Genomic DNA, 25,405 nt, shown 5'->3' on the forward strand with positions numbered 1-25,405 from the left:
ATCGTTGTTGCCCACATCTTTGGATAAGAAAACAAAACAAGTCCAAAGATATGGTAATACTACAATTAACAGGCGAACAATTAACGGGCATTATTGAAAATGCCGTTCGCACCGCTTTAACCGGACAAGTCCAACAGCCTGCCCCTGATACTGATGAAATGCTCACAGTAGATCAGGCGGCGGGCTTTCTTTCTTTAGGCACTGCTACCATTTATAGTATGGTAAGCCGGAAAGAAATTCCATACATGAAGCCCAACGGTAAACGGCTTTATTTCTCAAAGCAGGAATTAACAGACTGGCTTAAAAGCGGTCGGAAAAAGACCAACGCCGAAATAGCTACGGATGCCGGCAATTATCTCAGAAAAGGCCCTAAACCTAAAAGAGCGAGATAATGAGCGAACCTTCTACAGTAACCGCCCATAACCCCGCTCCTTCCGGAAACCAACTAAATCAAAACACAAAATCTGAAGTAAATAAAGATACGGAATTTTCTGGGAAAGAACCAATTAGCGAAACTTCGCTTTTTAATGCAGTGGATCTACTGGCAAAGCAAGCCAGTACACTGAAGTTTGAAGCACCTACACGCTCAAATAGTGAACTGTCCCAGTCCCGGGACTGGGACAAGGTAACAAATAAATTTCCGGATTCTGTTTACCAAAACCTACCAGCCTTATTAAAACAGCCGTGTTTAATGCTGGATGCCAAAGAGCGTGAAGTTTACGCTGTTGCCGCCTTAGCCGTTGGTAGTGGTTGCCTTCCAAACATTTTGGGACACTATGGCGGCAACGTCTTCGGGGCAAACCTTTACTTGTATGTATTAGGCAATTACGGCGAAGGGAAAGCAGGCGTAATGCACGCGCGCAAACTAGGCGAAGCAATACACCTGGAAAAGCTGGAATACTCTAAGGAGCTTGAAAAGGACTATAAAAGGGAAATGGCGCAATACAAAAAAGCGTTCAAACTTTTTGAAGCCGGCAAAGCTGAAATGCCAGACGAGCCCACCCCGCCGGAACACCGCAAATTCTACCTACCTGCAAATAGCAGCAAAACAGCGGTTAAGCAATTATTGAAAGAAAACAGCGGCCGGGGCGTAATATTCGAAACGGAAGGCGATACCCTGGCAGACGTTTTCAAACAGGACTACGGCAATTTTTCCGACGATCTTCGGAAAGCCTGGGGACATGAACCACTAAGCTACTACCGGCGCACCAATAACGAAGACGTAGATATTTCTTTCCCATGCGTTTCGGTTGTTCTTTCAAGCACGTTCGACCAGCTTTTAAGGCTTATTCCAAATATTGAAAACGGCTTATTCAGTCGATTCATGTATTATGAACTGGAAAGCAGCCCAGAATTCAAAAATGTATTCGACAAAAAGAAAGTAGGCTACGGTAAATACTTTTCAGAATTAGGCTTGCAGTACCAGAACATTTACAACGAACTGGCAAAGCAGGAATACCCGATCTACTTTGAATTACAACCCCACCAGGAAGCTCAATTTGTAAAAGTTTTTCAAGATCAGAAAAGCGAGATCCTGGAGTTTGTTGGTTCTGCTTTAGGTGGCACCATTAACCGGTTGGGCCTTATCTGCTTTCGAATTGCAATGCAGCTGGCAGCACTCAGGGCCTTTGACGATGGCGAATTACCCAATCCTTTAATCTGCTCTGATCAGGATTTCGAGAACGCGATAAGAATAACCGAATGCCTGAAAAAACACGCTCTTTCGGTTTTCTATAAACTCCCAAAGCCCCGGGTAATTAATCCGGATGCAGAAGAGGATAAGGACGTGGCCAAAGTTGAGAATAAAAAGAAGTGCCTGGAGCTTCATTCGCAGGGCCTTAGCGTTCGGGAAATTTCAGAAGCAGTCTTTGGTACTGAAAAGAAAAAATCTACTGTCCACCGGTGGATAAATGGAAACTAAAACTGCCCCCCTGTCCCAGTCCCGAAAATGGGACAGGTAGTTTTTCACCTCAAAAGCATAGCGTTTATGGCATACCGATACACTTTAGATAAAGGCAGCAAGAAATTTATTTGTCCCAGATGTGGGGAAAAGGAATTCGTAAAAACGATCGATACTGAAACAGGGGAATACTTACCTGACGATGTAGGCAAGTGCGACCGCGCCAATGGTTGCGCTCACGAATATCACTATTCAGATTACTTTAAAGAAAATCCTGATCAGCGCTCGGAAGGATTGTTTACTTCAAAACCAACGCCACCAAAGAAACCCGCATACATACCAACCGATTATGTAGAAAGCCGGCGGAAGGGTTACGATGCAAACACATTTGTAAAATACCTGAAAGGTTTATTTGGCTCTGAAATAACCAGGCAGTTAATTGACCTTTACGATATTGGAACCTTTAACGAACGCTGGCCAGGATCTGCGATCTTTTGGGTAAAGGATGTCGAAGGGCGTACCCGCTCCGGACAAGTTAAGCACTTTGAAGAAAACGGACATACCGGTAAGTATTTGGATAAAGCAGGCAAACCCAAAAGCAAAACGGATTGGGTACATAGCCAACTTATATTTAAATACAGCCGGAAACATTGCGAAGAAAAGCAGCCGGCCTGGCTTACAAAGTACCAGGAAAACCCGGAAGGTTGGCCGTGCTTATTTGGTGAACAGCTATTAAGCCATTTCCCTGAAAAGCCCGTGGCGCTCGTAGAAGCTCCTAAAACCGCAATAATTGCCAGCGTGTATTTCCCCCAGTTCGTGTGGCTTGCAATTGGTGCTAAAGGGTACTTTACCACAAACAGGCCGGATCGTTTGGCCGCATTAAAAGGTCGCACTGTTGTACTGTTCCCGGACCTGAAAGCATTTGATGACTGGAACCAAAAGGCGGTGGCGCTTTCCCATATTGCCGCTTTTATAACGTCTGACTTTTTAGAGCAAAACGCTACCGATGCCGAACGGGAAAAAGGATTGGACCTGGCCGATTATTTAACCCGGTTTCCGCTTTCTGCATTCCAGAAAAACGGTATGGTTTCGGAGCCTAAATCTCAAAGCCCGCCCGTAAAATACGGCGAAATACGGGAAAGCCAGAAACCACAGCCCGTGGTTCAAACGGAAGCAGTCATAAACGGTCGCGTTTCAAACGCTACCCTTCAGCTGCAGCCCGAACCGGTAAGCATAGAGTATTACCATTACTCCTACGCAGACCTTTGCAAAGAGGTCGGAGAGTTGGAAGCCCTGGCCAAAGTGAATATGTACCTAGAACTTTCCCGAACCTACTCACACAGTCCCGGCTTTGTGATCCATACCTGCAACCTGCTTACCTCCTACCGGCAACGATGCGCCGCTTAAAAAATTTGCTTGACCTGATAGATACAATCTATTACTATGCTTTATTCATAGACCATTCACCAATCAGTGAAACGCTATCTAAAAGTTTAGAAACAGGACTTTTTCACCATTCAATGGAAAACCCGGCAAAGCTTACTTTCTGACCTAGTAAGTATACCGCTTTGATATACAGTTATTTATAATTCAAAGGAACAATTAAGGCACAAATTAGGAATTCTTTCTTCGGTTTTCACCCGGCAAATTTGCGGAGTGAAACCAGCTAAATGCAACTCTAAATTGAACTATAATTACCTGACAACTAGGCAGTTAAATATATTGAATTAAAGCAATATTTTAGCATTAAAACCTTTCTATTTCCTTGCAATTTTCGTAAATTATAGCATAAACCAAATAATAAAACAAAATGAAGAACACAATCGAAATTCCTGCAGAACCAATTATTCTGGAACAGAAAACCGAACAGATTAAAGAAGCCCGCGAAAGAGCGGAAGCAACCGTGGAAGCGGTGAACGAGTTTCTGGAATCATTTGAAAAGTTAGGCTTTGGCGGCCTTGATGAAGATCAGATCTACCAGGTTCAAAGCAAAGGTTTAGATGCCTACGTTCGCGAACAGGTAGCAGGCACGGCCCCGGTCATGGTGGGCGGTTTAAAGCTCAGCATTGAGAAAGTGCAGCAAATGGTTGAACTTCCGGACCTGCGGGCACAGTACAAAGCCCTGGAAGAAATGCGGCGCTTTATGCCTTACTCTGCCCATGGTGCGAAGATCGAGAACGGCCGGGCGGTTGTAGATGAAGAAATGATGGAAGGCGTGGTAAAACGCGCTACCACTTACGCGAGCACCGAAGCGGAAAAGAAAGCCTGGCTTTTGCTTCAGCAGATCACGGAAAACATGGCAACGCTTTACAATGAATTCCGGGTGCAGCCTTTCGATAGCTACGCACCGGTAGTTCGCTTTAGCGTTTGGCATGGTAAACCACAATTCAAAATTTATCACAGTATGTTCTTGGACCAAGTACGGCGCGGTGCGAATACGGCTAATCTTGAAAACAGAACTAAAGCCGTAGCATAATCATGGGCGGGCAAGAAAATTTCCTGCTTTATGGTGTAGAGTTCAAAATGGGTGAAGCTTACCAGAACGTTGGTAAGCTCACCAAAGCCATAGCAGAAAGCAAAAAGGAAGAAAAGGAGCTGAACCAGATCGTTAAAGAAGGCAACGAACTTTCAGACGAACAGGCCAAACGTTTAGCCGAAGTGCAGGCCAAAACCCGGCAGCTGACCGAAGAAAAACGGCGGGAAGAAAAAGCCATTGATGAAGTTACAAAAGCGGTAATAGCAGAATCCGGTTCTTACGAACAGCTTTACCGGTTGCAGAAAGTAGCCGAAAACCAGCTGAAGACCATGGCCGGCCAATTGAAGCGTAATGAAGATGGCACCTATGAGCTGACCGCTGAATATATCCGGCAATCTAAAGTAGTAAAGCAGGCCAAAGATGCGCTGCTGGAATACAACAAAGGCGTTTCTAATGGAACCCTGAATGTTGGCCGGTATAAAGAAGCAGTCCTGGAGGCGGCCAAAGGATCCGGTAAGTTCGGTGATAGCATTAACACCATGAACGATGCTTTCAAAATGAACCCGGTCGGCATGCTGGTAACCGCTTTAACCCTACTGCCGAAACTCTTTGCAAGCTCAGGCGATAGCGCCGGCATGTTTACCGGAATTATGGAACAGGGAACCGCGGTTCTGAACGTGTTCCTGGACCGGGCAAAGTTTATAGGGGAAGCGGTAAGCAAATTACTCAAAGGTGATTTTTCCGGGGCAGCGGAAGCGGCGAAGAAAAGCTATAAAGGTATCGGCGACGAGCTGGAACGGGAAGTAAAGCTGACCGGCGATCTATCCAAAGCAAAGTACCAGCTGGAACGGGATGAGGCTAAAAACATAGCTACTTCCAAAAAGATGCTCAACCAGATCGAGCGCCTGAAAAATGAGCGGGATAACGAGTTCAATTCTATTGAGCAGCGTAACGAAGCCAACGAAAAAGCCTTTGCCCTGGAAACTCAACGGCAGAACACGCTTGAAGCCATAGCCCGCCGGCGCGTTGAAATCATCCAGAAGGAAGTTGAGATGCGGGGCGGGGAAGCCAAAGCCAGCACCGAACAGCTCCGGGAATTAGGCGAAGCGGAAGAGGCCCTGTTTGATATTCTGGAAGACAGCGCCGGGAAGCAAAATGAATTCATTACCAACCGCTTCCAGCTCAACAAAGAAGCCAAAGAGCAGGAAAAGCAGGTACGGGCAGAACGGGAAAAAACATTTAAGGACCAGCAGGAAAAACTCAAAGAAGAGGTAAAAGGCTACCAGGAACTACTCGACAGCCTGGCAAAGATCCGGAAGCAACAGCTTGACGAAGAAAAGGCCTTGCGTGAGGAATTCGATAAAACCCGTGAAAAACAGTTTGAGAATTCAGAGAAAGCCCGGAAGAAACGGGAGCAGGATGCCATCGATGAAATTCAACTGGCAAAAGATGTAGCGAAGAAAAAGCAGGACTACAAAGAAGCGGAGTACCTGGCCATCGTAACGCTTGCTCAGGCATCTTCGGATATTGTTTCTGCCTTATCTGCCCAGGGTGCGGAAATGTCAGAGTTCCAAAAGCTTATAGCGTTATTCCAGATCGGACTAAAACAGGCGGAAGCTATTGGGAACCTGACCGCTTCGGCTACAGTGGTAGCGGGTAATATCGCGGCAGCCAGTGGCCCGGCCGGTATTGTTGCCGGCCCTGTTGCTTATGCGGCATACTACGGAACACAGATAGCGTCCATTCTTACTGGCTTTGCACAGGCGCGGCAATTGCTTTCTGCCGATGCTCCAAAGGCTGACTTTTCAAAAGCTGAATTTTATGGTGGTGGCTATACCGGTGATGGCGGCAAGTACGAGCCGGCCGGGATTGTCCATAAGGGGGAAATTGTTTGGAGCCAGGAGGATGTAAGAAAAGCCGGCGGGGTGGCTGCTGCCGAACGATTGCGCCTTAGCCTTCCGGGTTACGCTGATGGCGGTTTAGTGGCCAGGTCGGTATCGGCACCAGTTGTACAACAGCAGCAGATGACCCAACAGATAGCCTATCAGGTACAGGTTGCATTTAAGAACCTTCCGCCAATTTATACCCGGATAACCGATATAAATGCAGCACAGAAAAACGGTATTCAAACCCAACTTAGGTCTGATATATAACGATGGCAAAAAAATGCAAAAAGCCTTATGAAAGAAAGGCCTTGCTGAAAAAGCAAAAGAAACATCGAGAGCTTACCTATGAAATCCTAAGAGCAAAACGGGAACATAAAAAGAAAGTGGAAACTAACTAATCAGGAACATGAGCACACAATTTGAAAAGGGAAACCCAGGCAAACCGAAAGGAGCGAAAAACAAAGTTACTACCGAGATCCGGGAAAAGTTCGATCAGTTATTACAATCTGTTACTGCTGAGCAAATGGCAGCGGATCTTTTAGCCCTTAAACCGGCCGAACGGTTAAACCTGATAATGGGATTAGCAGAATACATTACGCCAAAGCTAGCCCGTACGCAAATGCAATTTGACAATCAGGCAATACTAAACCCGGTTTTTAAAATTAATGTAATTCACAGCAAAGATGGATTTACGGCTCCACCGCTGGCCAATTCAGAAAAAGATGTTGTACTGTAAATTTGTGAAGTATGGCCGCAAACCAACACCATAACTTGAAAGGGCGGCCTCGCCGTTTTGCCACGCCTGAACAACTTTGGCAGGCAGCAAGTGCGTACTTCGAATGGTGCGAAGCTCACCCGCTTTTCAAAGTGCAATGGGTTGGCGGTATAGCAAAAAGGGTAAACATTGAAATACCGCGGCCCTTCACTTTATCTGGCCTGAGGCTTCATTTAAGATGTGGGGTAAACTATCTTAGTCAGTTAAAGAAACGCCTTACTGACAGCCCACAGGACCGGGAACTTGAGGACATCATAAACCGGATTGAATTGGTAATTTATGAACAGAAGTTTGTAGGGGCTGCCGTTGGAATTTACAATGTTTCAATAATTGCTCGTGATCTAGGGCTTATGAACCGGAAAACAATAAAAAACATTGAGCCGCAAAAGCAGGCTGTTTATCATTTAGCGTGAGTCTTACGCGCGCGTATAGAGAAAGGAGGTAATATCTAATTTTAATTATTTGGTTGTTTTGGTTTAGCAAGCCCACGGCGTTATTCCGTGGGCTTTTTACTTAACCAATCTTCATTCCCGGTCAGCTTCAGCAATGGGTTTTTAGAAGTCTTCGCGGCGCTGGCTATCATGTCTAAACCTCGATCACTAGCCAAGAATTCATGTTGATCTTTGAACCCGTACATGTGCGCTAAATTCCCGGCATCGGTATAAATTTCGCCCGTTTCTTTATTGCGGTAAAAGGCCCAGCGTACACCGTTATCATCTACAGATTGTAGTACTTCAAACGGATCTTCGGCGGCGGGCTTTGGATCTGGTATTAACTTTAAAAGCGCTGCGAGTTTTGCAATTATCTCTTTCATATTCAGCAAGTTGGTTTCCCTGTAATTTACAAAAATCGCCGCTTTAAACCTCAAAATTCAGGTGAAATTACATAGCCTTTTTGCTTTTTATATTGTGTGTGCTACACATATTTGCGGCATTACATTCACTCTCAGAAAGTGTCTTTCTTTGCAAGGCATTGAAAAACAGTTGTTTAATTTCTGAATATGGGAACAGGGAACAACCACCGAACAAAAAAGTAATTTTAGCAGATTATGAGGGGGTATGCGCAATTTTACGGATACCCCTTTTAAGTAACCGAAGCAGTCTAAATTATGCACGCATCCAACTGAGAAATAAAAGGGCAAACTTAAACCAGGTTAAATTTTTCAAGTATAAAGCCACATGAAAAAAGCCCTGAAAGAAGCTGCAACATCTTTGTTTTTGCTGGTTTATCCTGGCGAAGAACCTACCACCCGGCAGCTGGTCTGGTTTTATGCGGCCTTGCTCTTTGGCCTGGCCATGGTCGCGCTCTGGAATTATTAAGGCCGCACGCATTAGTGCTGAGAACCTTATAAAACCTGAGCTTCAAAGATCCTGTTTCCTAACCGCCGTTTCTCTCCAGATTATTGCCTTTTCAAATTCACCTTTTACCCTAACCGTGGGGAAGGTAATATTTTTAAAAACCTTTGTTGCTTCATCTTCATTCAGGTTATCTACCCTAACCAGGGCCTTTTCACTTCCTACCCGCCGAATTTCTACCCGGTGATCATTTCTAATATCCATAAAGCAAAATTAAGAATTCGAACTATTCGAACCACTCGAACAGGGTTCGAAAGTTCGAATAGTTCGAGGGAGAATCTGTCAAAAGCAATAAGTATTGTCCAATCCACTTACATCAATTTTAGTTGCAAATTTGTTGAAACTAAAAAACAATAATTTATGAACTTAAAAAACACAAGCCGGCAAGAACAATTAGCCGCATTTTTTGAATTACTTATTCCTATCGAAGCGAAAAGTAAATCCTGGTTTACCCAACATGGCGAAAACTTTACAATTAAGGATTTTCTAATTGAAGCTACACCGGCGGATCCAAATAGTTTTGCATTTAGAATTGCAGATAATGTCCCAGGTTATATAAGAAAGGAAATTGAAGAAGCCCGGGAAATAATATTTCAGAGATACTACGTTCAGAAATAAAAAAAGCCGGGGCAAAACCCCGGCCTTAGTTCCTTAAACATTTATGAACATGCACTATATCTTACCCGAATAGCGCCAGCAAAACTTCATTTACCATTCTATTTTCCACTTCGGTTAATTTATTCTGTCTGTGTTGTATGGTCCATTCGTGCAGCACATTCCCTATAAAACTTACCTGGCTTTCTGAAAAGGCGTACTCCATATACTCTTCACCTTTCAGCGTTTCAGATCCAGCAACCGGCCGGTTTGTGCCAGTAACTTTATCCCGTATTCCTTCCACCTCGCCGCGTTCTTCAGGCGTTGCTACTTCGGACTGAGTATCCCAAAAAAGATCACACAAACCCGTAACCACTTCCACTTCCTGAGCGGAAAAGCATACCGTAATAGCTTTGGTTTCTTCGGACTGATCCACTTCTTCCGGCTGTTCCGGCTGGTTTTCATTTCTAATTATTTCCATGGTTCCTTCTTTTTAATCTTTTGATTCCTTTTTTCTGCAGTTTTAACAGGTGATTTAATAGTTGGATTTGTTCTTTAATCTACAAAAAAACCACTCAACTTTTGGCAGTTAAATGCTACAATTTGTAAGTATTTAAGCGATTTTCTAACCAGCGCCAGTCGCTTTGCAACCTGTTTTCTGCAGCCTGTTTCGCCATTTTAGAACATCTTCGCCAGGAGTCCATTACTTCGCCACCAGTGGATTCCATAAAGGCATTCCGAAGCTCCCGAAGTAGCCATAAATTCTCCTTGAAACTATCGGTAAAATCGTCGGGGTTGGAGGTTTTTATTAAATCATACATGACTGTATCGAGCATAGCCACTATTCCGGCGGTGTTACAGTTTTCAATACACTCAAAGATCGGCCGCACGTCAACCGTTTCATGTAACACAGAGAATTTAAAAGGTGCGTGCGTGTCATCTGCCGGCACGTTGGAAAGTATTTTAAGGTTTATTTCCCTAATGTTACCTTCGAAACCGATGAAGCCACTATAAGGGCTGCGGCATACCAAAAGTGCGTTCAGATAGTCTAGATGTTCTTCATCCGAAATGATGCCGGCCAGCTTTGCATGATCAGCTGCTACAGCAAACGAAATTAATTCAGGATCAGTAATCGATGGTAATGTAGGGCGCGCGGTAACCGCTGCCTGGTTGGAATTGTGTTTCATGACTGATGCGATTTTGGAAGTTTAAATTTTATGCGTTTTTGGTGTAACTTTGGAGTAATATATATGCAAAAATAGTGTAAGTTTCATGCAATACAAATTAATTTTACATTTTTTTTATTCCTAAATGGTGTAACTTTTATACCTTTACCTTGTTGAATAAAAAACCTTATATAAACTATGGCAGAAGCAGAAAACCCAGGAGCTGAAAAAGTAAAACTGAATATCCAGATGGAAAAAGAGTTGCTTGAAAAAGGCAAGGAACACGCCCGAAAGAAGGGGATCAGTTTTGCCGGTTTGATTAGGCAGTTATTAATTGAGGACATGGAAAAAGTAAAAGCTTAAAAAAACCATGGTCGAAGTTTTAACCAAAGCAGAAACACTGGCCGCGATCAAGAAGGCTACGGAACCCTTGGCTAAAGAGCTGGCCATCCTCCGGGAAGTGGTAGAGCAGAACGCCGAACTGGTAGATAGTGTAGAAGCCAGCCGCTTGACCGGTTTTTCGGATAACCGGACGCTTAAAAAGCATTTTACCGAGATCAAGGTAGGCACATCCATCCGGTTCAGCAAGGCCGAGATCATCCGCTGGAGGCATGAGCAGAGCCTGCATAAAGCCCCGGAATTACGCATACAGACAATGGAATCATCCGGAAAGAGATAATAAACTTACAAGTGGCGGGCAATACTTGACGGTTAAATGTTCCTTTATTCCGACACACAATTACAACGCATTGATTCTCATCACACTTACAAACGGTAGTATTTTCAAGATATGAAAGCGCTCTGGCTGATCATTTTCCTGTTTATGAGCGTCGGCGATTTCCAGCACATTGCTGAACGGAACGCCCGAAACCAGCAAGCGGTGGAAGCCTTTGCCAAAGGCGATTACGCGACGGCTGTTAAAAATTTCGAATATTTAGTTTACGAGATCCGCGACGATGACCCGCGTTTGTTACTGAACCTGGCGCACGCCTACCGGAAAAACAACCAGCTGGATAAAGCGCAGAAAGCCTACGAAAAATGCCTTAAAAACCCGAATGCCTGGCTCCGCTCCATTGCCCTGGAACAACTCGGCACCTTAAATGCCCGCTTAAAAGATTACCGGAAAGCGCTCACTTTTTATAAACGCGCAATGATTGCCGATGCCGGGAATGAACAGGCGCGTTACAATTACGAAATGCTGAAAAAATACCTGCGCGAAAATCCGGAAGAAGAAAATAAAATTCCGCCGCCGCAACCGGAGAAAAAACAGCAGGAAGAAAAGCAGGAACAGCCCAAAGAACAAAAAGACCAACAGGAAAAACAAAGCGAAAAACCAAACGAGCAAGGCGATCAGGAAAAGGAAAATCCGGACCAGCCGGAAAAAGGCGATCAGCAGCAAAAACCAGATAAGCAAACCAACCCCGAAATGCCCGACCAGCCGAAGAAAGAAAAACCTGCCGGCGGGGAAAACGCTAAGGAAAAAGAGCAAAAAAGTGGCACAGAAAAAGGAAACGAAGAAGGCCAGAACTTAGCCGAGAACGAAGAACAACCGAAGCCCGAAAAACCTAATAAAACCGGCGGAAAAGACGCCGCCAGCGGCAATGAACAACGCCTGCAAACGCAATACGAACGCCTGCGCAAAGCCAACATCAGTCCGGAACAAGCTGAAATGATGCTGAATGCCATGCGCGCCGCCGAACAGCAATACTTACAGCAGCTTCCTAAAAAGCCCACTAAACCTCGTGATCGTTCCAAGCCAGACTGGTAGGAATTTGGTATCGTTAATTGGCTATTTGGTTTTTTATTATTGTGTGATAGTTTAGGGGCCTGATTAGCTTTCCTGAAATTAAAGCGGCGAAGTAGTTTCAATGCGTTTAATTCCAAAAGATCCAGATAGAGTAAAATTGATATTACACCTGTTTATTGTGGATCAATCAACAGTTAACAATTAACAATCAACAATTCACCCGATTTGCAATTCCCATATAGTCTGGGTAATTTCACGGCAAAACAGAAAATCATCGCTTTATGCAAACGAAAGAAGTATATGTAATTTCGGCGGTTCGTACGCCAATTGGTAGTTTTGGTGGTGCTTTGGCTAGCGTTTCTGCTACGCAACTAGGTGCTGCTGCTATTAAAGGTGCGTTGGAAAAAGCCGGCGTAGATAAAAAAGAAGTGCAGGAAGTAATTATGGGCAACGTATTGAGCGCTAACGTTGGCCAGGCTCCGGCCCGCCAGGCAGCTATTTTTGCCGGGTTGGGTTACGAAGTAGAATGTACTACTGTAAATAAAGTTTGTGCTTCGGGTTCTAAAGCCATTATGTTTGGCGCGCAGGCCATTATGCTGGGCCACAAAGACGTAGTAATTGCCGGCGGTATGGAAAGCATGAGCAACGTGCCTTATTATTCAGACAAAACCCGTTTCGGAGCTAAGTTAGGCCATATCCAGTTGGTAGACGGTCTGGTGAAAGACGGCCTGTGGGATGTTTACAACGACTACCACATGGGTTCTGCGGCTGAAAATACGGCCAAAGAAATGAACATCACCCGCGAAATGCAGGATGAATTTGCCAAGCAATCTTATACCCGTTCTGCCGAAGCGGCCAAAGCCGGTATGATGAAAAACGAGATCGTTCCGGTAGAAATTCCTCAGCGTGGCAAAGACCCGATCATTGTTTCGGAAGATGAAGAATACACCAAAGTAAACTTCGATAAAATTGCAGGCCTGCGTCCGGTTTTCGATAAAGAAGGTACAGTAACGGCTGCCAACGCTTCTACCCTGAACGATGGTGCTGCGGCCGTTTTATTAATGAGCAAAGAAAAAGCCGAAGAACTTGGCTTAAAACCAATTGCCAAGATCTTAGGTTTTGCCGATGCCGAACAGGATCCGAAATGGTTCACCACCACCCCATCGCTGGCAATTCCGAAAGCATTGAAAAATGCCGGTGTTTCGGCGGACATGGTAGATTTCTACGAGATCAACGAAGCTTTCTCGGTAGTTTCTATTGCCAACAACCAGAAATTAGGTTTACAGGGCGACAACGTGAACGTTTACGGTGGCGCGGTTTCTTTGGGTCACCCGCTGGGAGCTTCTGGGGCCAGAATTGTAACTACTTTAATTAACGTTCTGAATACCAAAGGCGGCAAAATCGGCGTTACCGGTATCTGCAACGGCGGCGGCGGTGCTTCTGCTATTGTACTGGAAAAAATGTAATTCAGACTTTTTTGCTTTCAAAGCATACCATTTTCAAAGAGCCTTACGTTCAGTTGTAAGGCTTTTTGTTTTTTATCGCGGATGAAACGGATTCATCGATTTTGCGTTTTTTTTTGTCTGGATCAGGATTTTCAGGTTTTCAGAAATTTCAGAAATGAAAAACGGTATGGTTTTGGCCTAAAAAAGTCGGGAACCGCAACTAAGAAAAAAAGCACCTTTAAATCAGCAGCTCACCGCATTAGCACATCAGCACATTAAATAATCAGCACATTTCCACATGCTTCGCACTACACTTACCGGCACTTTTTTACTCGTTTTCACTACCGTTTCTTTCGGGCAGCGAAATACTTACAAGCGCTTTGAAAAAACCAACGGGCCGGAAGTAAAAGTTACAACCTACCACGATTCGGCTTACGCCAAGATCAAGGAACGTTATTCCATTTTGACCAAACCCGATACCATCATTCAGGGACAATACCGTAAATTTTATAACGACGGCAAAACCGTAGAAGTGCGCGCCAAATTCGTAAATGGCAAACCCGACAGTATTTACACCGAATATTACCCAACCGGTCAAACCAGGTTTGAGGTTCCTTATGTGAATGGGTTGAAGAACGGCGTTTTCAAGACTTACTTCAGCAACGGCAAGATCATGCAGGAAGGCAGTTACGTAGACGACCAGCAAAGCAACGTAATCAAAACTTTTTACGACAACGGCCAACCCAAAATGGAAGCGGGTTTTATAAACGGTTTTCCGGATGGGCTGGTGAAGGAATATTATCCCGGCGGTAAAATTAAATCGGAGATCACCTATAAAAATAACCAGCAAAACGGCCTTTCCAAAACCTATTACGAAAATGGTCAGCTCGAAACGGAGGCGCAATTCCTGAACGGAAATATAGACGGCTATTACAAAACCTTTTACGATAACGGGCAGCTGAAATCTATTGCCCAGCAGGATAAAAGCGGCAAAACCGGTTCGTATAAAAGCTACTATAAAAGCGGCGGTTTAGAAACTGAAGGCACGTACAAAACGGTAAAGATCGAGCAACCCAAAGAGTTATTTTTCGATGGCAAGCAAACCCGTCTGCGCGAAAGCATTGCCCTCGACGCTACCACCGGCAAACGCGACGGCCTGGTAAAATCGTATTACGAAAACGGCAAACCCATGCGGATCAGCACCTATAAAGAAGGAATTCTGGTAGGTACGGCGCAGGGCTTTTACGAAAGCGGCAAGCTGAAAGAAGAAGTTAAATACAGCAACAATGCCCTGGACCGCAAAATAACCACGTATTACGAAAGCGGCAACGTAAAAGAAGAGCAGGCCTATAAAAACAAACTAAAAACCGGCGAATGGCTTACGTATTACGATGTTGCGCCGAAGAAAATCAAAATAAAAGAACCTTACCTGAACGACCGCATTTCCGGAATCCGCTTTACCTACCATGAAAACGGGCAGGTAGCCAGCAAAGCAGAATTTATAAACAACAATAAGATCGGGCTGGAAGAAACCTTTTACCCGAGCGGCAAACTCAAAACCGAAACCGAATACAAAAACGGCTCCCGTTCCGGTAAATTCCGGCAGTATTTTGAAAATGGCAAAACGGAAATTACCGGCGCTTTCCGCAACAACCGCGAAACCGGGAACTGGAAATGGATGAACGAAAACGGTAAAACGACACGTACGGCTATTTTCAGAAATGGAAAAGAAGTTCCGAAATAAAGTCGCTTTGCTGAAACTGGTTTTGCTTTTTGCAAACCCGGAAGGGAAACAAACTACAAATTACCGCTTGTAAGCTAATCAAAACCCCCGTTTTAATTGTTTATTAAATACTGTCAGTAACGAAGTTGACAGTTTTTAATGAACACTAAAATGAAACAGTTAACCTTCTTTTTGTTAATTTTTGTTTTGACTGCTTTCAACAATTCAGCCAGAAACAATACGCCCTTTAAAGTAGAGATCGCCTACAGAGCGCTTCCTGATCCGATGACGACTGAGTACATAATCGATAATAAAAAAATGTACCTGAATCATGTAATTTATGACAATCAGGAAGCTTCTTACCAGAGTTTAAATAAATCAACTTATAAAGACTTTGACCGCGATAAAATTATTTCCTTTTTAACGCAAACGAACTGGTCCGATATTCCTGCTCAAATTGGCACTACTGCCGAAGGTCAGCACTATATTGTTAAAATAGAAATAAACAACCAGGTATATAATTTCGACATCCGGAATACGTATCACCCAACTTTTGCCAGTTTATTTACGATCTGCAACGAGGCGATTCCAAGTAAAGAAAAACGGGAAAAGTATGCATTGCCTTACAAGTGATTTCTGAAAGAAAAATAAAATTCACCAACCTTTCATACCATAAAAATATAAGCAAGCCTTGCAACAACAAAACCCAGATTGCATCAAAACTTCTTCCAACCGGGTTTAGGGTAGAACGACCTGTGTTTTATTTGATCCGATCGCGTACCTCGTAACCGTTTTATGGCAATCTTACCTTTCAAAACGGTATCCTTTTCCTTTCAAAAACTCTGAATTCTCTTTTCTTCAAGTATCATTTTCCGGGGCTTTCTTCTTACTTTTGCAACTTAATTGCATAGCATTTTTGCATAATCTTTTATAAATGAAAGTCTTAAAATTTGGCGGTACTTCTGTAGGTTCCGCAGCCCGCATTAAAAACGTAGCCCAGTTGGTACAGCGCGAAAACCGGCCAGTGCTGGTAGTTCTTTCGGCCATGAGCGGCACCACCAATCGTTTGGTAGATATAACCGGGCTGCTTAAACATAAACGTACCGACGAAGCAAAGAAACAGATCCAGGAACTGCACCGCCAGTACCAGCTCGTAGCCGAAGAACTATTCGAAACCGAAAACTGGAAACAGCAGGCGCTGCAACTGCTGGAAGAACATTTTCAGTACCTGCAGGCTTTCACACAGGACCTTTTTACCGTTAACGAAGAACGCGCCATTTTAGCTCAGGGCGAACTTTTATCTACCGCACTTTTCCATTTCCATTTGCTGGAAACCATGGTACCGGGCACGTTGCTGCCCGCCTTAAATTTCATGCGCCTGGACCAGGATCAGGAACCCGACATGACTTACATCCGCGAAAACCTGCAGCGCGAAATTTCGCAACACGATCAGAACCAGATATTTGTAACCCAAGGCTATATCTGCCGCAACACTTTCGGCGAAATTGATAACCTGAAACGCGGGGGTTCCGATTATTCGGCATCCCTGATCGGAGCGGCCCTCAAAGCTGAAGAAATTCAGATCTGGACCGATATTGACGGCATGCACAACAACGATCCGCGCATCGTAAAAAACACCTATCCCATTGCCGAACTTTCTTTCGATGAAGCGGCCGAATTAGCTTATTTCGGGGCCAAAATTCTGCACCCGAGCAGTGTATGGCCTGCCAAACAGGAGAACATTCCGGTACGTTTGCTCAATACCATGCAACCGGAAGCCCGCGGCACGCTGATCTCGGGCAAAACAACCGGCCAGAATATTAAAGCGGTGGCAGCCAAAGACTGTATCACGGCTATTAAAATTCAGTCGAGCCGCATGCTGCTGGCTTATGGTTTTCTGCGCAGCGTTTTCGAAGTATTCGAGGTTTATAAAACCCCGATCGATATGATCACAACCTCGGAAGTGGCCGTTTCGATTACTATCGACGATACCAAACACTTAGGCGCCATTGTGGAAGATCTGAAGCTTTACGGCAACGTAGAAGTAGAACAGGATCAGACCATTATCTGTATAGTAGGCGATTTTCTGGCCGAAAGTACTGGTTATGCCCTGGAAGTAGTTACTGCCTTGCAGCATATTCCGTTGCGCATGATCTCCTACGGCGGCAGCAAAAACAACATCAGTTTCCTGATTAAAACGGAACATAAAGTGGAAGCATTAACGGCGTTGAATGATAACGTTTTTGGCAAAAGCAAAAACTAAAAGAAGAAATTAATGCTACACATAGATAAAAGCGAACTGCAAAACCACCCGACGCCTTTTTACGCATACGATCTGCAACTGCTCCGCGAAACCTTGCTGTCGGCGGCCAATGAAGCGCAAAAATATGGTTATCATGTACATTACGCCCTGAAAGCCAACACCAACAGCCCGGTTTTAAAGGAAGTGCTGAACGTTGGTTTCGGGGCCGATTGTGTAAGCGGGAACGAAGTAAAAAAAGCCCTGGAAAGCGGTTTCCCGGCCGGGAAAGTAGTTTTTGCCGGCGTTGGCAAATCGGATGCAGAAATAAACTTCGGACTGGAAAACGATATTTTCTGTTTCAATACCGAATCGGTACATGAGCTGGAAGTGCTGAACGAACTGGCCGGCCAAAAAGGAAAAACCGCCCGGATTGCCCTCCGCATTAACCCGAACGTGAACGCCAAAACGCATCATTACATCACCACCGGTTTAGAGGAAAATAAATTCGGGATCAACTTCTGGGAATTACCGCAACTACTAGATTATTTGCCGGAGCTGGAAAACCTGCACCTAGTTGGTCTGCATTTTCACATCGGCTCGCAGATTACCGACCTGAGCGTTTTTAAAGCCTTGTGTTTGCGCGTAAACGAGATTCAAAGCTGGTTTTTAAGCCGGAATGTAGTAGTAGAACACCTGAATTTAGGCGGCGGTCTGGGCGTAAATTACCACGAACCCGATACCGATGCCATTCCTGATTTTGCAACGTATTTCGGGATTTTTAAAGAATTCCTGAAACCGGAACCGGGGCAGCAGGTCCATTTTGAACTCGGCCGGGCCTTGGTGGCGCAATGCGGCACGCTTGTTTCCAGGGTGCTTTACATTAAAAAAGGCATTAAAACCAATTTCATCATTCTGGATGCCGGCATGACCGAACTGATGCGCCCGGCGCTTTACCAGGCTTATCACAAAATAGAAAACCTGAGCAGCCAAGCCCACGAACTCCGCTACGATGTGGTTGGCCCGATCTGCGAATCTTCCGATTGCTTTGGCAAAGCGGTAATGCTACCCGAAACCAACCGCGGTGATCTGCTGGCGATCCGCACGGCCGGCGCTTACGGTGAAGTGATGAGTTCCGGCTACAACCTGCGCGAAAAAGCACCCGCTTTTTATTTCGGAAGAAGGTAGTTTTAGATCAAATGAAAAAATAAACGGGCATCTTTATAGGTGCCCGCTTATTTTTCGGTCTGAACACGATTTTAAGGATTTTTGGAATGGCCAGTATTTTTGTCTGAATTTGGATTTATCAGATTAGGGGATTAAAGGATTATTTGTTTGAAACTGAATTTTCTGAAACAAGGTTCGGTGTAGCCAATTCAAGAAATATCAGAATCAAAAAAAGAATTTACCAATAGGGGCATCTTCGGTTGCCCTTTCACATTTCCAAATCAAGCCTATCGCCAGCGCAGCGTCACATGAAAATCAGGTTATCCGAAAAACTAAAATAAAAGAAAGCCAGCTACGAAGGAGCAAGACACCAGTTTCTGTGAGAGCGGCCTCCAAGACTTCCGGTGCCGAGGTACGAGGCAGCCCGCCAGGGCAGGAAGGGTTGCAGCCGCGAACGCAGAAACGAAGCCACCCGGCTCGAGGGAGAAAGTAAACTATTAAAGTTAAAAGTTATGAATTAAGTGTTAAAGCTACCTATGAAAACGGTATCCTTTCAAGCCTAAAAACTTAATAGTCAACTTCCTTATCAGCTTAAATAGATCCTTTATCGTCAGGACGTCGCCATAAAACGGTATGCTTTTAAAGCAAAAAAGTCTGACGGAGCAATTAATTGCTCCGTCAGACTTTTCTATTTCTTACCTGATCGAAAATTCAGGAAATGAACATTTTCAAATCTTCAAAACCTTCAAATCATTTAGATCTGATCCAAAACTAAATTCTGGAAAAAATCAGGTTCGCCGATCTTGATCCCCGGGCTTTCGTGGAAATAATTGGCCATATCGAGCGCGTTCCCGGCAGAATTCTTATCGGCCGATAAAAGGTAAATATTATTCCCCAACTCTTCCACCAGGTGCGTATTGGTGCGTTTCATCAGTTTTTCCAGCAGCACCTTGCTTACCGGTTCTTCCAGCGTTACAATAAACTGGTTCGTAATGCCTAATCGACCCAGTTTATCTTCGGTACGCGAAAAGAAAGGCGTGGCATACAGAATTTTCGGGTTCTGTTCCAGCAAATTGAACTTCAGTTCCATGGTGCCGGGCGTAATTTCGCCACGGGCCGAAACCACCGTTACATCGGCTGAACCTGAGGTTGTTTCATCCAGAATATTACCCAGAAAATCGTATTCGCTTAAAATTTTATCTTTGGTTGCTTTATCGGTGCCTTCAGCAAAACCGATAATTAGCATATCTGTCAGGACCGGGCCTAATTCAACTTTCTGATCCTGATAATAGAAGTAATGGGAAGCTCCAGAGTTTGCCATATTTTTATAAATAGCTGGAAGTTTTTTCCTTCCTATAACGCACACCTTGCCTTTAGGTTCTGACTTTTTATATTAAAAACGCTATACTTTTAGCCCGGAAAAATAGTAACCCGCCATTTTTCAAAAAATCGCTCCCGCATAACTGTTCTTAAAAACGAAAAAACCGTAAGCTATTTCAGCCCAAAACTACCAGCTATGAAAATATTACTGACCGGTGCCAACGGTTACATTGGTAAAAGATTATTGCCGGTGCTGCTCGAAAACGGGCACGAAATCACCTGCCTGGTGCGCGATCCGCGAAGGTTTGAGCTGGAAGAAAGCCTTAAAGAAAAAGTACAGATCGTAAAAGCCGATCTGCTCGATGAAGCCAGCTTGCAGGCTTTACCGACTAATATAGACGCAGCCTATTATCTGGTACATTCCATGGGTGGCAGCTCCGATTTTTACAGTGCCGAAGCCCGTTCAGCCACGAATTTCAGAACCTATTTAGATAGAACTTCTGCAAAACAAGTAATTTATTTAAGCGGTCTTTCTTACGGCAACCATCTTTCGCAGCATATGGCCTCGCGCAGCAACGTAGCGCAAATTATGCGCGCCGGCCGTGTTCCGGTTACGGTCCTGCGCGCTTCCATCATCATCGGCTCCGGTTCGGCTTCGTTCGAAATTATCCGCGACCTGGTAGAAAAGCTGCCGGTGATGGTCACCCCGAAATGGCTGAATTCCCGTTGCCAGCCCATTGCCATCCGCGACGTATTATTCTATTTATCGGAAGTGCTTACCTGCGAAAAATGCTGGGACCAGACGCTGGATATTGGCGGGCCCGATATTCTTACCTACAAGCAAATGCTGCTGAAACTAGCCGAACTCCGGGGCCTGAAACGCAGGATCATTACGCTGCCCATTCTCACGCCCAAACTTTCTTCCTACTGGCTGTATTTTTTAACCAGCACCAGTTTTTCCATTGCCCGCAGTTTGGTAGCAAGCCTGAAAGCAGACACGGTGGTACAAAACGATCAGATCAAACAACTGATACCGCACGAATGCATCACGTACGAAGAAGCCTTAAAACTCGCTTTCAGCAAGATCGAGCAGAATTCCGTGATCTCCAGCTGGACCGATGCTTTGGTGAGCGGCACAATCAGGCAGGATTACATGGATTTTGTGCAGATCCCCCAAAATGGTGTACTTACCGACAAACAAATTATTCCGCTGGAAGGCGAACATACCCATGTGCTCGATAATATCTGGCAGATCGGCGGGCAACGCGGCTGGTACAAAACCGACTGGCTCTGGAACATCCGCGGTTTTCTGGATAAGCTGGTGGGCGGTGTGGGTTTACGGCGCGGCCGCCGGCACCCTTTTAATCTGAAAGCCGGCGATACGCTCGATTTCTGGCGCGTGCTTTTGGCCGATAAACAAAATAAACGCCTGCTGCTTTACGCCGAAATGAAACTGCCCGGTGAAGCCTGGCTGCAGTTCCGGATATTTGAGGAAAACGGCAGGAATTACCTGGAGCAACTCGCCGCCTTCCGTCCTAAAGGCTTGTGGGGAAGGTTATACTGGTACAGTTTATTGCCTTTCCACTTCATAATTTTTGGAGGCATGGCGCGTAACCTCACTAAAACCTAAAGTCTGAGCCGGCTAAAAACGCTATGCTTTTCAACTTAAAAACTGCCCAGAATAATTTTCAGCCTTATTCTTACAGGTCCTGGCTTTAAAGGCATAAAAGTTATGCCCGCACCAAAGAAAGAAATCCGGCCGATTCGTTCAATATTTACCGAACCTTCCTACCTTTGCAACAATCATTTATTACTCCTTTTTTCTGAATGGACGCGCTTAAAGAAACAAATTTCGAATTCCTGGGTCAGACCGGTTTTTACCGCGGCAAAGTACGCGATGTGTATTATTTCGGCAATAAATTAGCCATTGTAGCCACCGACCGCATTTCGGCTTTCGACGTGGTTTTGCCCCGCGCCATCCCTTATAAAGGACAGGTACTGAACCAGATAGCCGCTTACCATTTAAAAGCCACCTCCGATATTGTTCCGAATTGGGTATTAAACCAACCCGATCCGAACGTTGCCATCGGCCATTTCTGCGAACCTTTTAAAGTGGAGATGGTTATACGTGGGTATTTAGCGGGCCACGCCTGGCGCGTTTACCAAAGCGGTGAGCGCTTGCTATGCGGGGTTACTTTACCGGAAGGCCTGAAAGAAAACGACCGTTTGCCGGAACCCATAATTACGCCAAGCACCAAAGCCGACCAGGGCCACGACGAAGATATTTCGCGGGAAGAGATTATCCGTCAGGGCATTGTAAGCGAAGCAGATTACGTGCAGCTCGAAAGTTATACCCGTGCTTTGTTTAAACGCGGCACTGATCTTGGAACCAAGCAAGGCCTGATTCTGGTTGATACCAAATATGAGTTCGGGAAACTGGATGGCCAGATCTACCTGATCGATGAGATCCACACCCCTGATTCTTCGCGGTATTTTTACGCGGAAGGTTACGAGGCAAGGCAAAATAACAACGAGCCACAGAAACAACTTTCCAAGGAGTTCGTAAGGCAATGGCTGATCGAAAATAACTTTCAGGGCAAGGACGGGCAGCAGATACCCGAAATGACGGACGAAAAAGTGCTGGAAATTTCGGAGCGCTACCTGGAGCTTTACCACAATGTTACCGGCCAGAAGTTTGTAAAAACCGGCTACCAAGGCATTTTGGAAAGAATTGAGAAAAGCATAAAAGAAAACATTTTTTAACGCGAATTTTTACAAAAGTCTCGTTACTTTTTACTACATTCGCACTTTAAACCATATTACCCCGACGTATGAAATACACGATCGATAAAAAAGAGAACTATACCGTCATTACCATCGACGAGAAAAAGCTTGACACGACGATTGCCCCTGATCTGAAGTCGGAATTCGTGAAGCTCAACGCCGAAGGTATCAATAACCTGATCCTGGACCTGACCAACGTAAAATACACTGACTCTTCCGGCCTGAGCTCGATCCTGATCGCTAACCGTTTGTGCAATTCTTCTAACGGCCTGCTGATCCTTACCGGCCTGCAAGACCACGTAATGAAGCTGATCACGATCTCTAAACTGGAATCTGTACTGAACATTCTGCCAACCGTAGAAGAAGGCATCGACCGCATTTTTCTGCACGAAATTGAGCGCGACCTGACCAACAAGGAAGACTAACGAAACCTTTTAACGGGAGCAGGATTGGATTTTGAACTCAAAATACTGGGCAGTTCTTCTGCCATTCCTGCTCCCAACCGTTTCCATACGGCCCAGGTACTAACTGTTGGCAGCCATCTGAATTTAATAGATTGCGGTGAAGGCACCCAAAGCCAGCTTATGCGGTATAAGATCAAGCATCACCGCATACTCAATATTTTTATCAGCCATCTGCACGGCGACCATTACTTCGGTTTATTCGGGTTGCTTTCTACCATGCATCTGCAGATGCGCACTACCCCTTTGAATTTGTTCGGGCCTCCCGGCTTAGCCGAATTGCTTACCCTTCAGTTCAAGGTTTCCAATACCAACATCAATTTTCCGATCACGTTTCACGAAATAGACCCTACGGTTTACAAGCGGATCTACGAAGATAAAACCATTACGGTGCACACGCTGCCCATGCAGCACCGCGTGCCCTGCTGCGGCTTTTTGTTTAAAGAAAAACCCAAACCGCGCCACCTGGTAAAAGAAAAACTTCCCTCCTTCCTTACCCCGCCGCAACTCGTTCGCCTCAAATTCGGGGAAGATATTAAAGACGAGCACGGCAAAATACTGGTGCGCAACAAAGACGTCACCACTTCCCCCAAACGCAGCCGCAGCTACGCCTATTGCTCCGATACCAAATACAAAGAAGATATTCTGCCTTACATTCAGGGGGTAGACCTGCTTTACCACGAAGCAACGTTTATGCACGATATGGTTGAACGCGCGGCATATACCCACCACAGCACGGCCCAACAGGCAGCTACGTTAGCCGCCAAAGCCAATGTAAAGCGTTTATTCATCGGCCATTTTTCGGCCCGTTATAAAGACCTTACCCCTCTTCTGGAAGAAGCCAAAGCCGTTTTTGAAAACACCGCGCTCGCTATAGAAGGCAAAACCATCGGCATTCTGGAATATGATTTCCGGGACTGAATTGATTGTTAATTTTTAATTAGCGAATCAGACTTTTTAAGGCTGAAACCATAGCGTTTTTTTATCGCAGCTTTTTCTTTTTTCAGAGAATTGATCAAACTGGTTTTTGCCGCCAACTTTCTTTCTGTGCTGTAATTATGTCTGAAATTCTCAAAAATCATATTAGAAAGTTTGTTAATTTAAGTGAGGAAGAATTCGCTGCAGTTCTTTCATTTTTCAGAACGGCAGAAGTAGCTAAAAAGGAAAATTTACTAACGGAAGGGCAAATATGCGGATCCAATTATTTTGTTTTAAAAGGTTGTCTTCGGAAGTTTTTTATAAACGACAAAGGCATCGAACAAACTACTGAATTTGCGATCGAGAACTGGTGGATCACCGATCATATCTCATTCGAGCATCAAACCAAGTCTGAATTTTACATTCAGGCAGTAGAACCTTCTATCATTCTAATGATTGACCGGGATTCGCAGGAAAGGTTACTGGAGCTGCACCCAAAAATGGAACGGTATTTCAGATTTATTTATCAGAGGGCTTATGCTGCGGCACAAATGCGCATTAAATACTTATTCGATCTTTCGAAAGAAGAATCTTACCATGCTTTCTACAGCAAATATCCTGAATTTGTGCAGCGCATTCCGCAATATTTGTTAGCCTCATTTTTAGGTTTTACACCGGAATATTTAAGCGAATTAAGAAAGAAAAAACGTTCTTAAACCAGTTTAAGTTTTAATGGTTAACGTTTGAATACCTTTGCCTTGTCATCAAAACTTACAACCATGAGCAAAAGAATAAATATCCAGGAAGTGGAACCTAAAGCCTATAAAGCGATGCTGGGTTTAGAAGGTTACTTAGCCACCACCGATATTAGCAGAACGCATAAGGAACTCATAAAAATCAGGGCATCCCAGATTAATGGCTGCGCCTTTTGCATAGATATGCACACCAAAGATGCACTTAAAAACGGCGAAACCAACCAGCGTATTTTCTTATTGAATGCCTGGAAAGAAACCGATTTATATTCTGAAGAAGAAAAAATAATTTTAGCCGCAACCGAAGAAATTACTTTAATTCACAAGGAAGGCCTATCGGAAAAAACATACCAAAAAGTGATCGAAACATTTGGGGAAAATTATGTAGCCCAACTGATCATGTTTGTGGTAACCATTAATGCCTGGAACCGGATCGCCATAAGCACGCATTTAGAAATTCCAAAGTAAAAACCATAAAATAAAAAAGGCAAAAGCGAGAGAATTTAACTTCGCTTTTGCCCTTGTTTTTATAGAAAGCAATATTAAATTAAATCAGTTTAAGCATGCTTTAGGCTATACTTTTCAGACTGAAAACAATACCGTTTTTAACTTAAAAACGCTCAGAAAACATTTGATTTAGATCGAAAAAATTTACTTGTCTGGCTTTCTTCTTTTCATGGCTGTAAGTATTTTGTTA

At 44.5% G+C, this 25,405-nt stretch carries 28 protein-coding genes; 23 read left to right on the forward strand and 5 right to left on the reverse strand.

Features of this window, described 5'->3' with window-relative positions:
- Positions 1 to 50 precede the first annotated feature (50 nt).
- The 7 genes from I5M27_RS12870 to I5M27_RS12900 all read left to right on the forward strand — a co-directional run bounded on the left by I5M27_RS12870 (position 51) and on the right by I5M27_RS12900 (position 7,450).
- Positions 51 to 392, forward strand: coding sequence for a helix-turn-helix domain-containing protein (locus tag I5M27_RS12870; RefSeq protein ID WP_200506652.1), 342 nt, complete (start codon positions 51 to 53; stop codon positions 390 to 392).
- Between the two features lie 299 nt (positions 393 to 691).
- Complete coding sequence (locus tag I5M27_RS12875) at positions 692 to 1,921, forward strand: DUF3987 domain-containing protein (RefSeq protein WP_200506654.1); 1,230 nt, start codon at positions 692 to 694, stop codon at positions 1,919 to 1,921.
- Between the two features lie 66 nt (positions 1,922 to 1,987).
- Complete coding sequence (locus I5M27_RS12880) at positions 1,988 to 3,307, forward strand: DUF6371 domain-containing protein (protein WP_200506655.1); 1,320 nt, start codon at positions 1,988 to 1,990, stop codon at positions 3,305 to 3,307.
- Between the two features lie 403 nt (positions 3,308 to 3,710).
- Positions 3,711 to 4,376, forward strand: a complete 666-nt coding sequence (locus tag I5M27_RS12885; protein WP_200506657.1) for a hypothetical protein — start codon at positions 3,711 to 3,713, stop codon at positions 4,374 to 4,376.
- 2 nt (positions 4,377 to 4,378) lie between these two features.
- A complete protein-coding gene (locus I5M27_RS12890; protein WP_200506659.1) occupies positions 4,379 to 6,529 on the forward strand; it encodes a coiled-coil domain-containing protein in 2,151 nt (716 codons plus the stop codon).
- A gap of 139 nt (positions 6,530 to 6,668) precedes the next feature.
- Entirely contained in the window at positions 6,669 to 6,998 is a 330-nt protein-coding gene (locus tag I5M27_RS12895; RefSeq protein ID WP_200506660.1) for a hypothetical protein, read from the forward strand.
- 11 nt (positions 6,999 to 7,009) lie between these two features.
- Positions 7,010 to 7,450 carry a DNA-packaging protein gene (locus I5M27_RS12900; RefSeq protein WP_200506662.1) on the forward strand — a complete coding sequence of 147 codons (441 nt, stop codon included), beginning with the start codon at positions 7,010 to 7,012 and terminating at the stop codon, positions 7,448 to 7,450.
- A gap of 80 nt (positions 7,451 to 7,530) precedes the next feature.
- On the opposite strand, the gene I5M27_RS12905 is transcribed toward I5M27_RS12900, so the two are convergent.
- The gene (locus tag I5M27_RS12905; RefSeq protein WP_200506664.1) at positions 7,531 to 7,851 is read right to left on the reverse strand and encodes a hypothetical protein; all 321 of its coding nucleotides are present in this window, start codon (positions 7,849 to 7,851) and stop codon (positions 7,531 to 7,533) included.
- 364 nt (positions 7,852 to 8,215) lie between these two features.
- On the opposite strand from I5M27_RS12905, the gene I5M27_RS12910 reads away from it, so the two are divergent.
- A complete protein-coding gene (locus I5M27_RS12910; RefSeq protein WP_200506665.1) occupies positions 8,216 to 8,356 on the forward strand; it encodes a hypothetical protein in 141 nt (46 codons plus the stop codon).
- 42 nt (positions 8,357 to 8,398) lie between these two features.
- Here the strand turns inward: I5M27_RS12910 and I5M27_RS12915 are convergent, their stop codons facing one another.
- Positions 8,399 to 8,596 carry a hypothetical protein gene (locus I5M27_RS12915; RefSeq protein ID WP_200506667.1) on the reverse strand — a complete coding sequence of 66 codons (198 nt, stop codon included), beginning with the start codon at positions 8,594 to 8,596 and terminating at the stop codon, positions 8,399 to 8,401.
- Positions 8,597 to 8,752: 156 nt separating this feature from the next.
- Between I5M27_RS12915 and I5M27_RS12920 the strand changes: the two genes are divergently transcribed.
- A complete protein-coding gene (locus tag I5M27_RS12920; protein WP_200506669.1) occupies positions 8,753 to 9,010 on the forward strand; it encodes a hypothetical protein in 258 nt (85 codons plus the stop codon).
- A 61-nt stretch (positions 9,011 to 9,071) separates the two neighbouring features.
- Here the strand turns inward: I5M27_RS12920 and I5M27_RS12925 are convergent, their stop codons facing one another.
- Together I5M27_RS12925 and I5M27_RS12930 are read right to left on the reverse strand one after the other, a co-directional pair.
- Complete coding sequence (locus I5M27_RS12925) at positions 9,072 to 9,467, reverse strand: hypothetical protein (protein WP_200506670.1); 396 nt, start codon at positions 9,465 to 9,467, stop codon at positions 9,072 to 9,074.
- Positions 9,468 to 9,582: 115 nt separating this feature from the next.
- Positions 9,583 to 10,173, reverse strand: coding sequence for a hypothetical protein (locus I5M27_RS12930; protein ID WP_200506672.1), 591 nt, complete (start codon positions 10,171 to 10,173; stop codon positions 9,583 to 9,585).
- Between the two features lie 177 nt (positions 10,174 to 10,350).
- Here I5M27_RS12930 and I5M27_RS12935 point away from each other — a divergent pair, with 177 nt between their 5' ends.
- The 8 genes from I5M27_RS12935 to lysA all read left to right on the forward strand — a co-directional run bounded on the left by I5M27_RS12935 (position 10,351) and on the right by lysA (position 18,494).
- Positions 10,351 to 10,515: a DUF6364 family protein gene (locus I5M27_RS12935; RefSeq protein ID WP_200506673.1), complete on the forward strand. Its 165-nt coding sequence runs from the start codon at positions 10,351 to 10,353 to the stop codon at positions 10,513 to 10,515.
- Positions 10,516 to 10,522: 7 nt separating this feature from the next.
- Positions 10,523 to 10,831, forward strand: a complete 309-nt coding sequence (locus I5M27_RS12940) for a hypothetical protein (RefSeq protein ID WP_200506675.1) — start codon at positions 10,523 to 10,525, stop codon at positions 10,829 to 10,831.
- Positions 10,832 to 10,942: 111 nt separating this feature from the next.
- On the forward strand, positions 10,943 to 11,920 hold the full coding sequence (locus I5M27_RS12945) for a tetratricopeptide repeat protein (RefSeq protein ID WP_200506677.1): 978 nt from the start codon (positions 10,943 to 10,945) through the stop codon (positions 11,918 to 11,920).
- Between the two features lie 260 nt (positions 11,921 to 12,180).
- Positions 12,181 to 13,365, forward strand: coding sequence for an acetyl-CoA C-acyltransferase (locus tag I5M27_RS12950; RefSeq protein WP_200506679.1), 1,185 nt, complete (start codon positions 12,181 to 12,183; stop codon positions 13,363 to 13,365).
- A 277-nt stretch (positions 13,366 to 13,642) separates the two neighbouring features.
- Positions 13,643 to 15,088: a toxin-antitoxin system YwqK family antitoxin gene (locus I5M27_RS12955; RefSeq protein WP_200506680.1), complete on the forward strand. Its 1,446-nt coding sequence runs from the start codon at positions 13,643 to 13,645 to the stop codon at positions 15,086 to 15,088.
- 150 nt (positions 15,089 to 15,238) lie between these two features.
- A complete protein-coding gene (locus tag I5M27_RS12960; protein WP_200506682.1) occupies positions 15,239 to 15,700 on the forward strand; it encodes a hypothetical protein in 462 nt (153 codons plus the stop codon).
- Positions 15,701 to 16,001: 301 nt separating this feature from the next.
- A complete protein-coding gene (locus I5M27_RS12965; protein WP_200506685.1) occupies positions 16,002 to 17,330 on the forward strand; it encodes an aspartate kinase in 1,329 nt (442 codons plus the stop codon).
- Positions 17,331 to 17,342: 12 nt separating this feature from the next.
- Positions 17,343 to 18,494 (forward strand): diaminopimelate decarboxylase, encoded by a 1,152-nt coding sequence (lysA, locus tag I5M27_RS12970; protein WP_200506686.1) that lies wholly within the window; start codon positions 17,343 to 17,345, stop codon positions 18,492 to 18,494.
- Between the two features lie 733 nt (positions 18,495 to 19,227).
- Here the strand turns inward: lysA and I5M27_RS12975 are convergent.
- Complete coding sequence (locus I5M27_RS12975; protein WP_200506688.1) at positions 19,228 to 19,794, reverse strand: hypothetical protein; 567 nt, start codon at positions 19,792 to 19,794, stop codon at positions 19,228 to 19,230.
- Positions 19,795 to 19,989: 195 nt separating this feature from the next.
- On the opposite strand from I5M27_RS12975, the gene I5M27_RS12980 reads away from it, so the two are divergent.
- From I5M27_RS12980 to I5M27_RS13005, 6 genes are all read left to right on the forward strand, one after another.
- Positions 19,990 to 21,423, forward strand: coding sequence for an SDR family oxidoreductase (locus I5M27_RS12980; RefSeq protein WP_200506689.1), 1,434 nt, complete (start codon positions 19,990 to 19,992; stop codon positions 21,421 to 21,423).
- Positions 21,424 to 21,620: 197 nt separating this feature from the next.
- On the forward strand, positions 21,621 to 22,556 hold the full coding sequence (locus I5M27_RS12985; protein ID WP_200506691.1) for a phosphoribosylaminoimidazolesuccinocarboxamide synthase: 936 nt from the start codon (positions 21,621 to 21,623) through the stop codon (positions 22,554 to 22,556).
- Positions 22,557 to 22,624: 68 nt separating this feature from the next.
- Positions 22,625 to 23,002 carry an STAS domain-containing protein gene (locus tag I5M27_RS12990; RefSeq protein ID WP_150904158.1) on the forward strand — a complete coding sequence of 126 codons (378 nt, stop codon included), beginning with the start codon at positions 22,625 to 22,627 and terminating at the stop codon, positions 23,000 to 23,002.
- 24 nt (positions 23,003 to 23,026) lie between these two features.
- Positions 23,027 to 23,959, forward strand: a complete 933-nt coding sequence (locus tag I5M27_RS12995) for a ribonuclease Z (RefSeq protein ID WP_200506693.1) — start codon at positions 23,027 to 23,029, stop codon at positions 23,957 to 23,959.
- 137 nt (positions 23,960 to 24,096) lie between these two features.
- The gene (locus I5M27_RS13000) at positions 24,097 to 24,672 is read left to right on the forward strand and encodes a Crp/Fnr family transcriptional regulator (protein WP_200506694.1); all 576 of its coding nucleotides are present in this window, start codon (positions 24,097 to 24,099) and stop codon (positions 24,670 to 24,672) included.
- A 63-nt stretch (positions 24,673 to 24,735) separates the two neighbouring features.
- Positions 24,736 to 25,176: a carboxymuconolactone decarboxylase family protein gene (locus I5M27_RS13005; protein WP_200506696.1), complete on the forward strand. Its 441-nt coding sequence runs from the start codon at positions 24,736 to 24,738 to the stop codon at positions 25,174 to 25,176.
- Positions 25,177 to 25,405: the final 229 nt, after the last annotated feature.

The sequence above is a fragment of the Adhaeribacter terrigena genome, from assembly GCF_016623615.1.
In the GTDB taxonomy this organism is placed as follows: domain Bacteria; phylum Bacteroidota; class Bacteroidia; order Cytophagales; family Hymenobacteraceae; genus Adhaeribacter_A; species Adhaeribacter_A terrigena.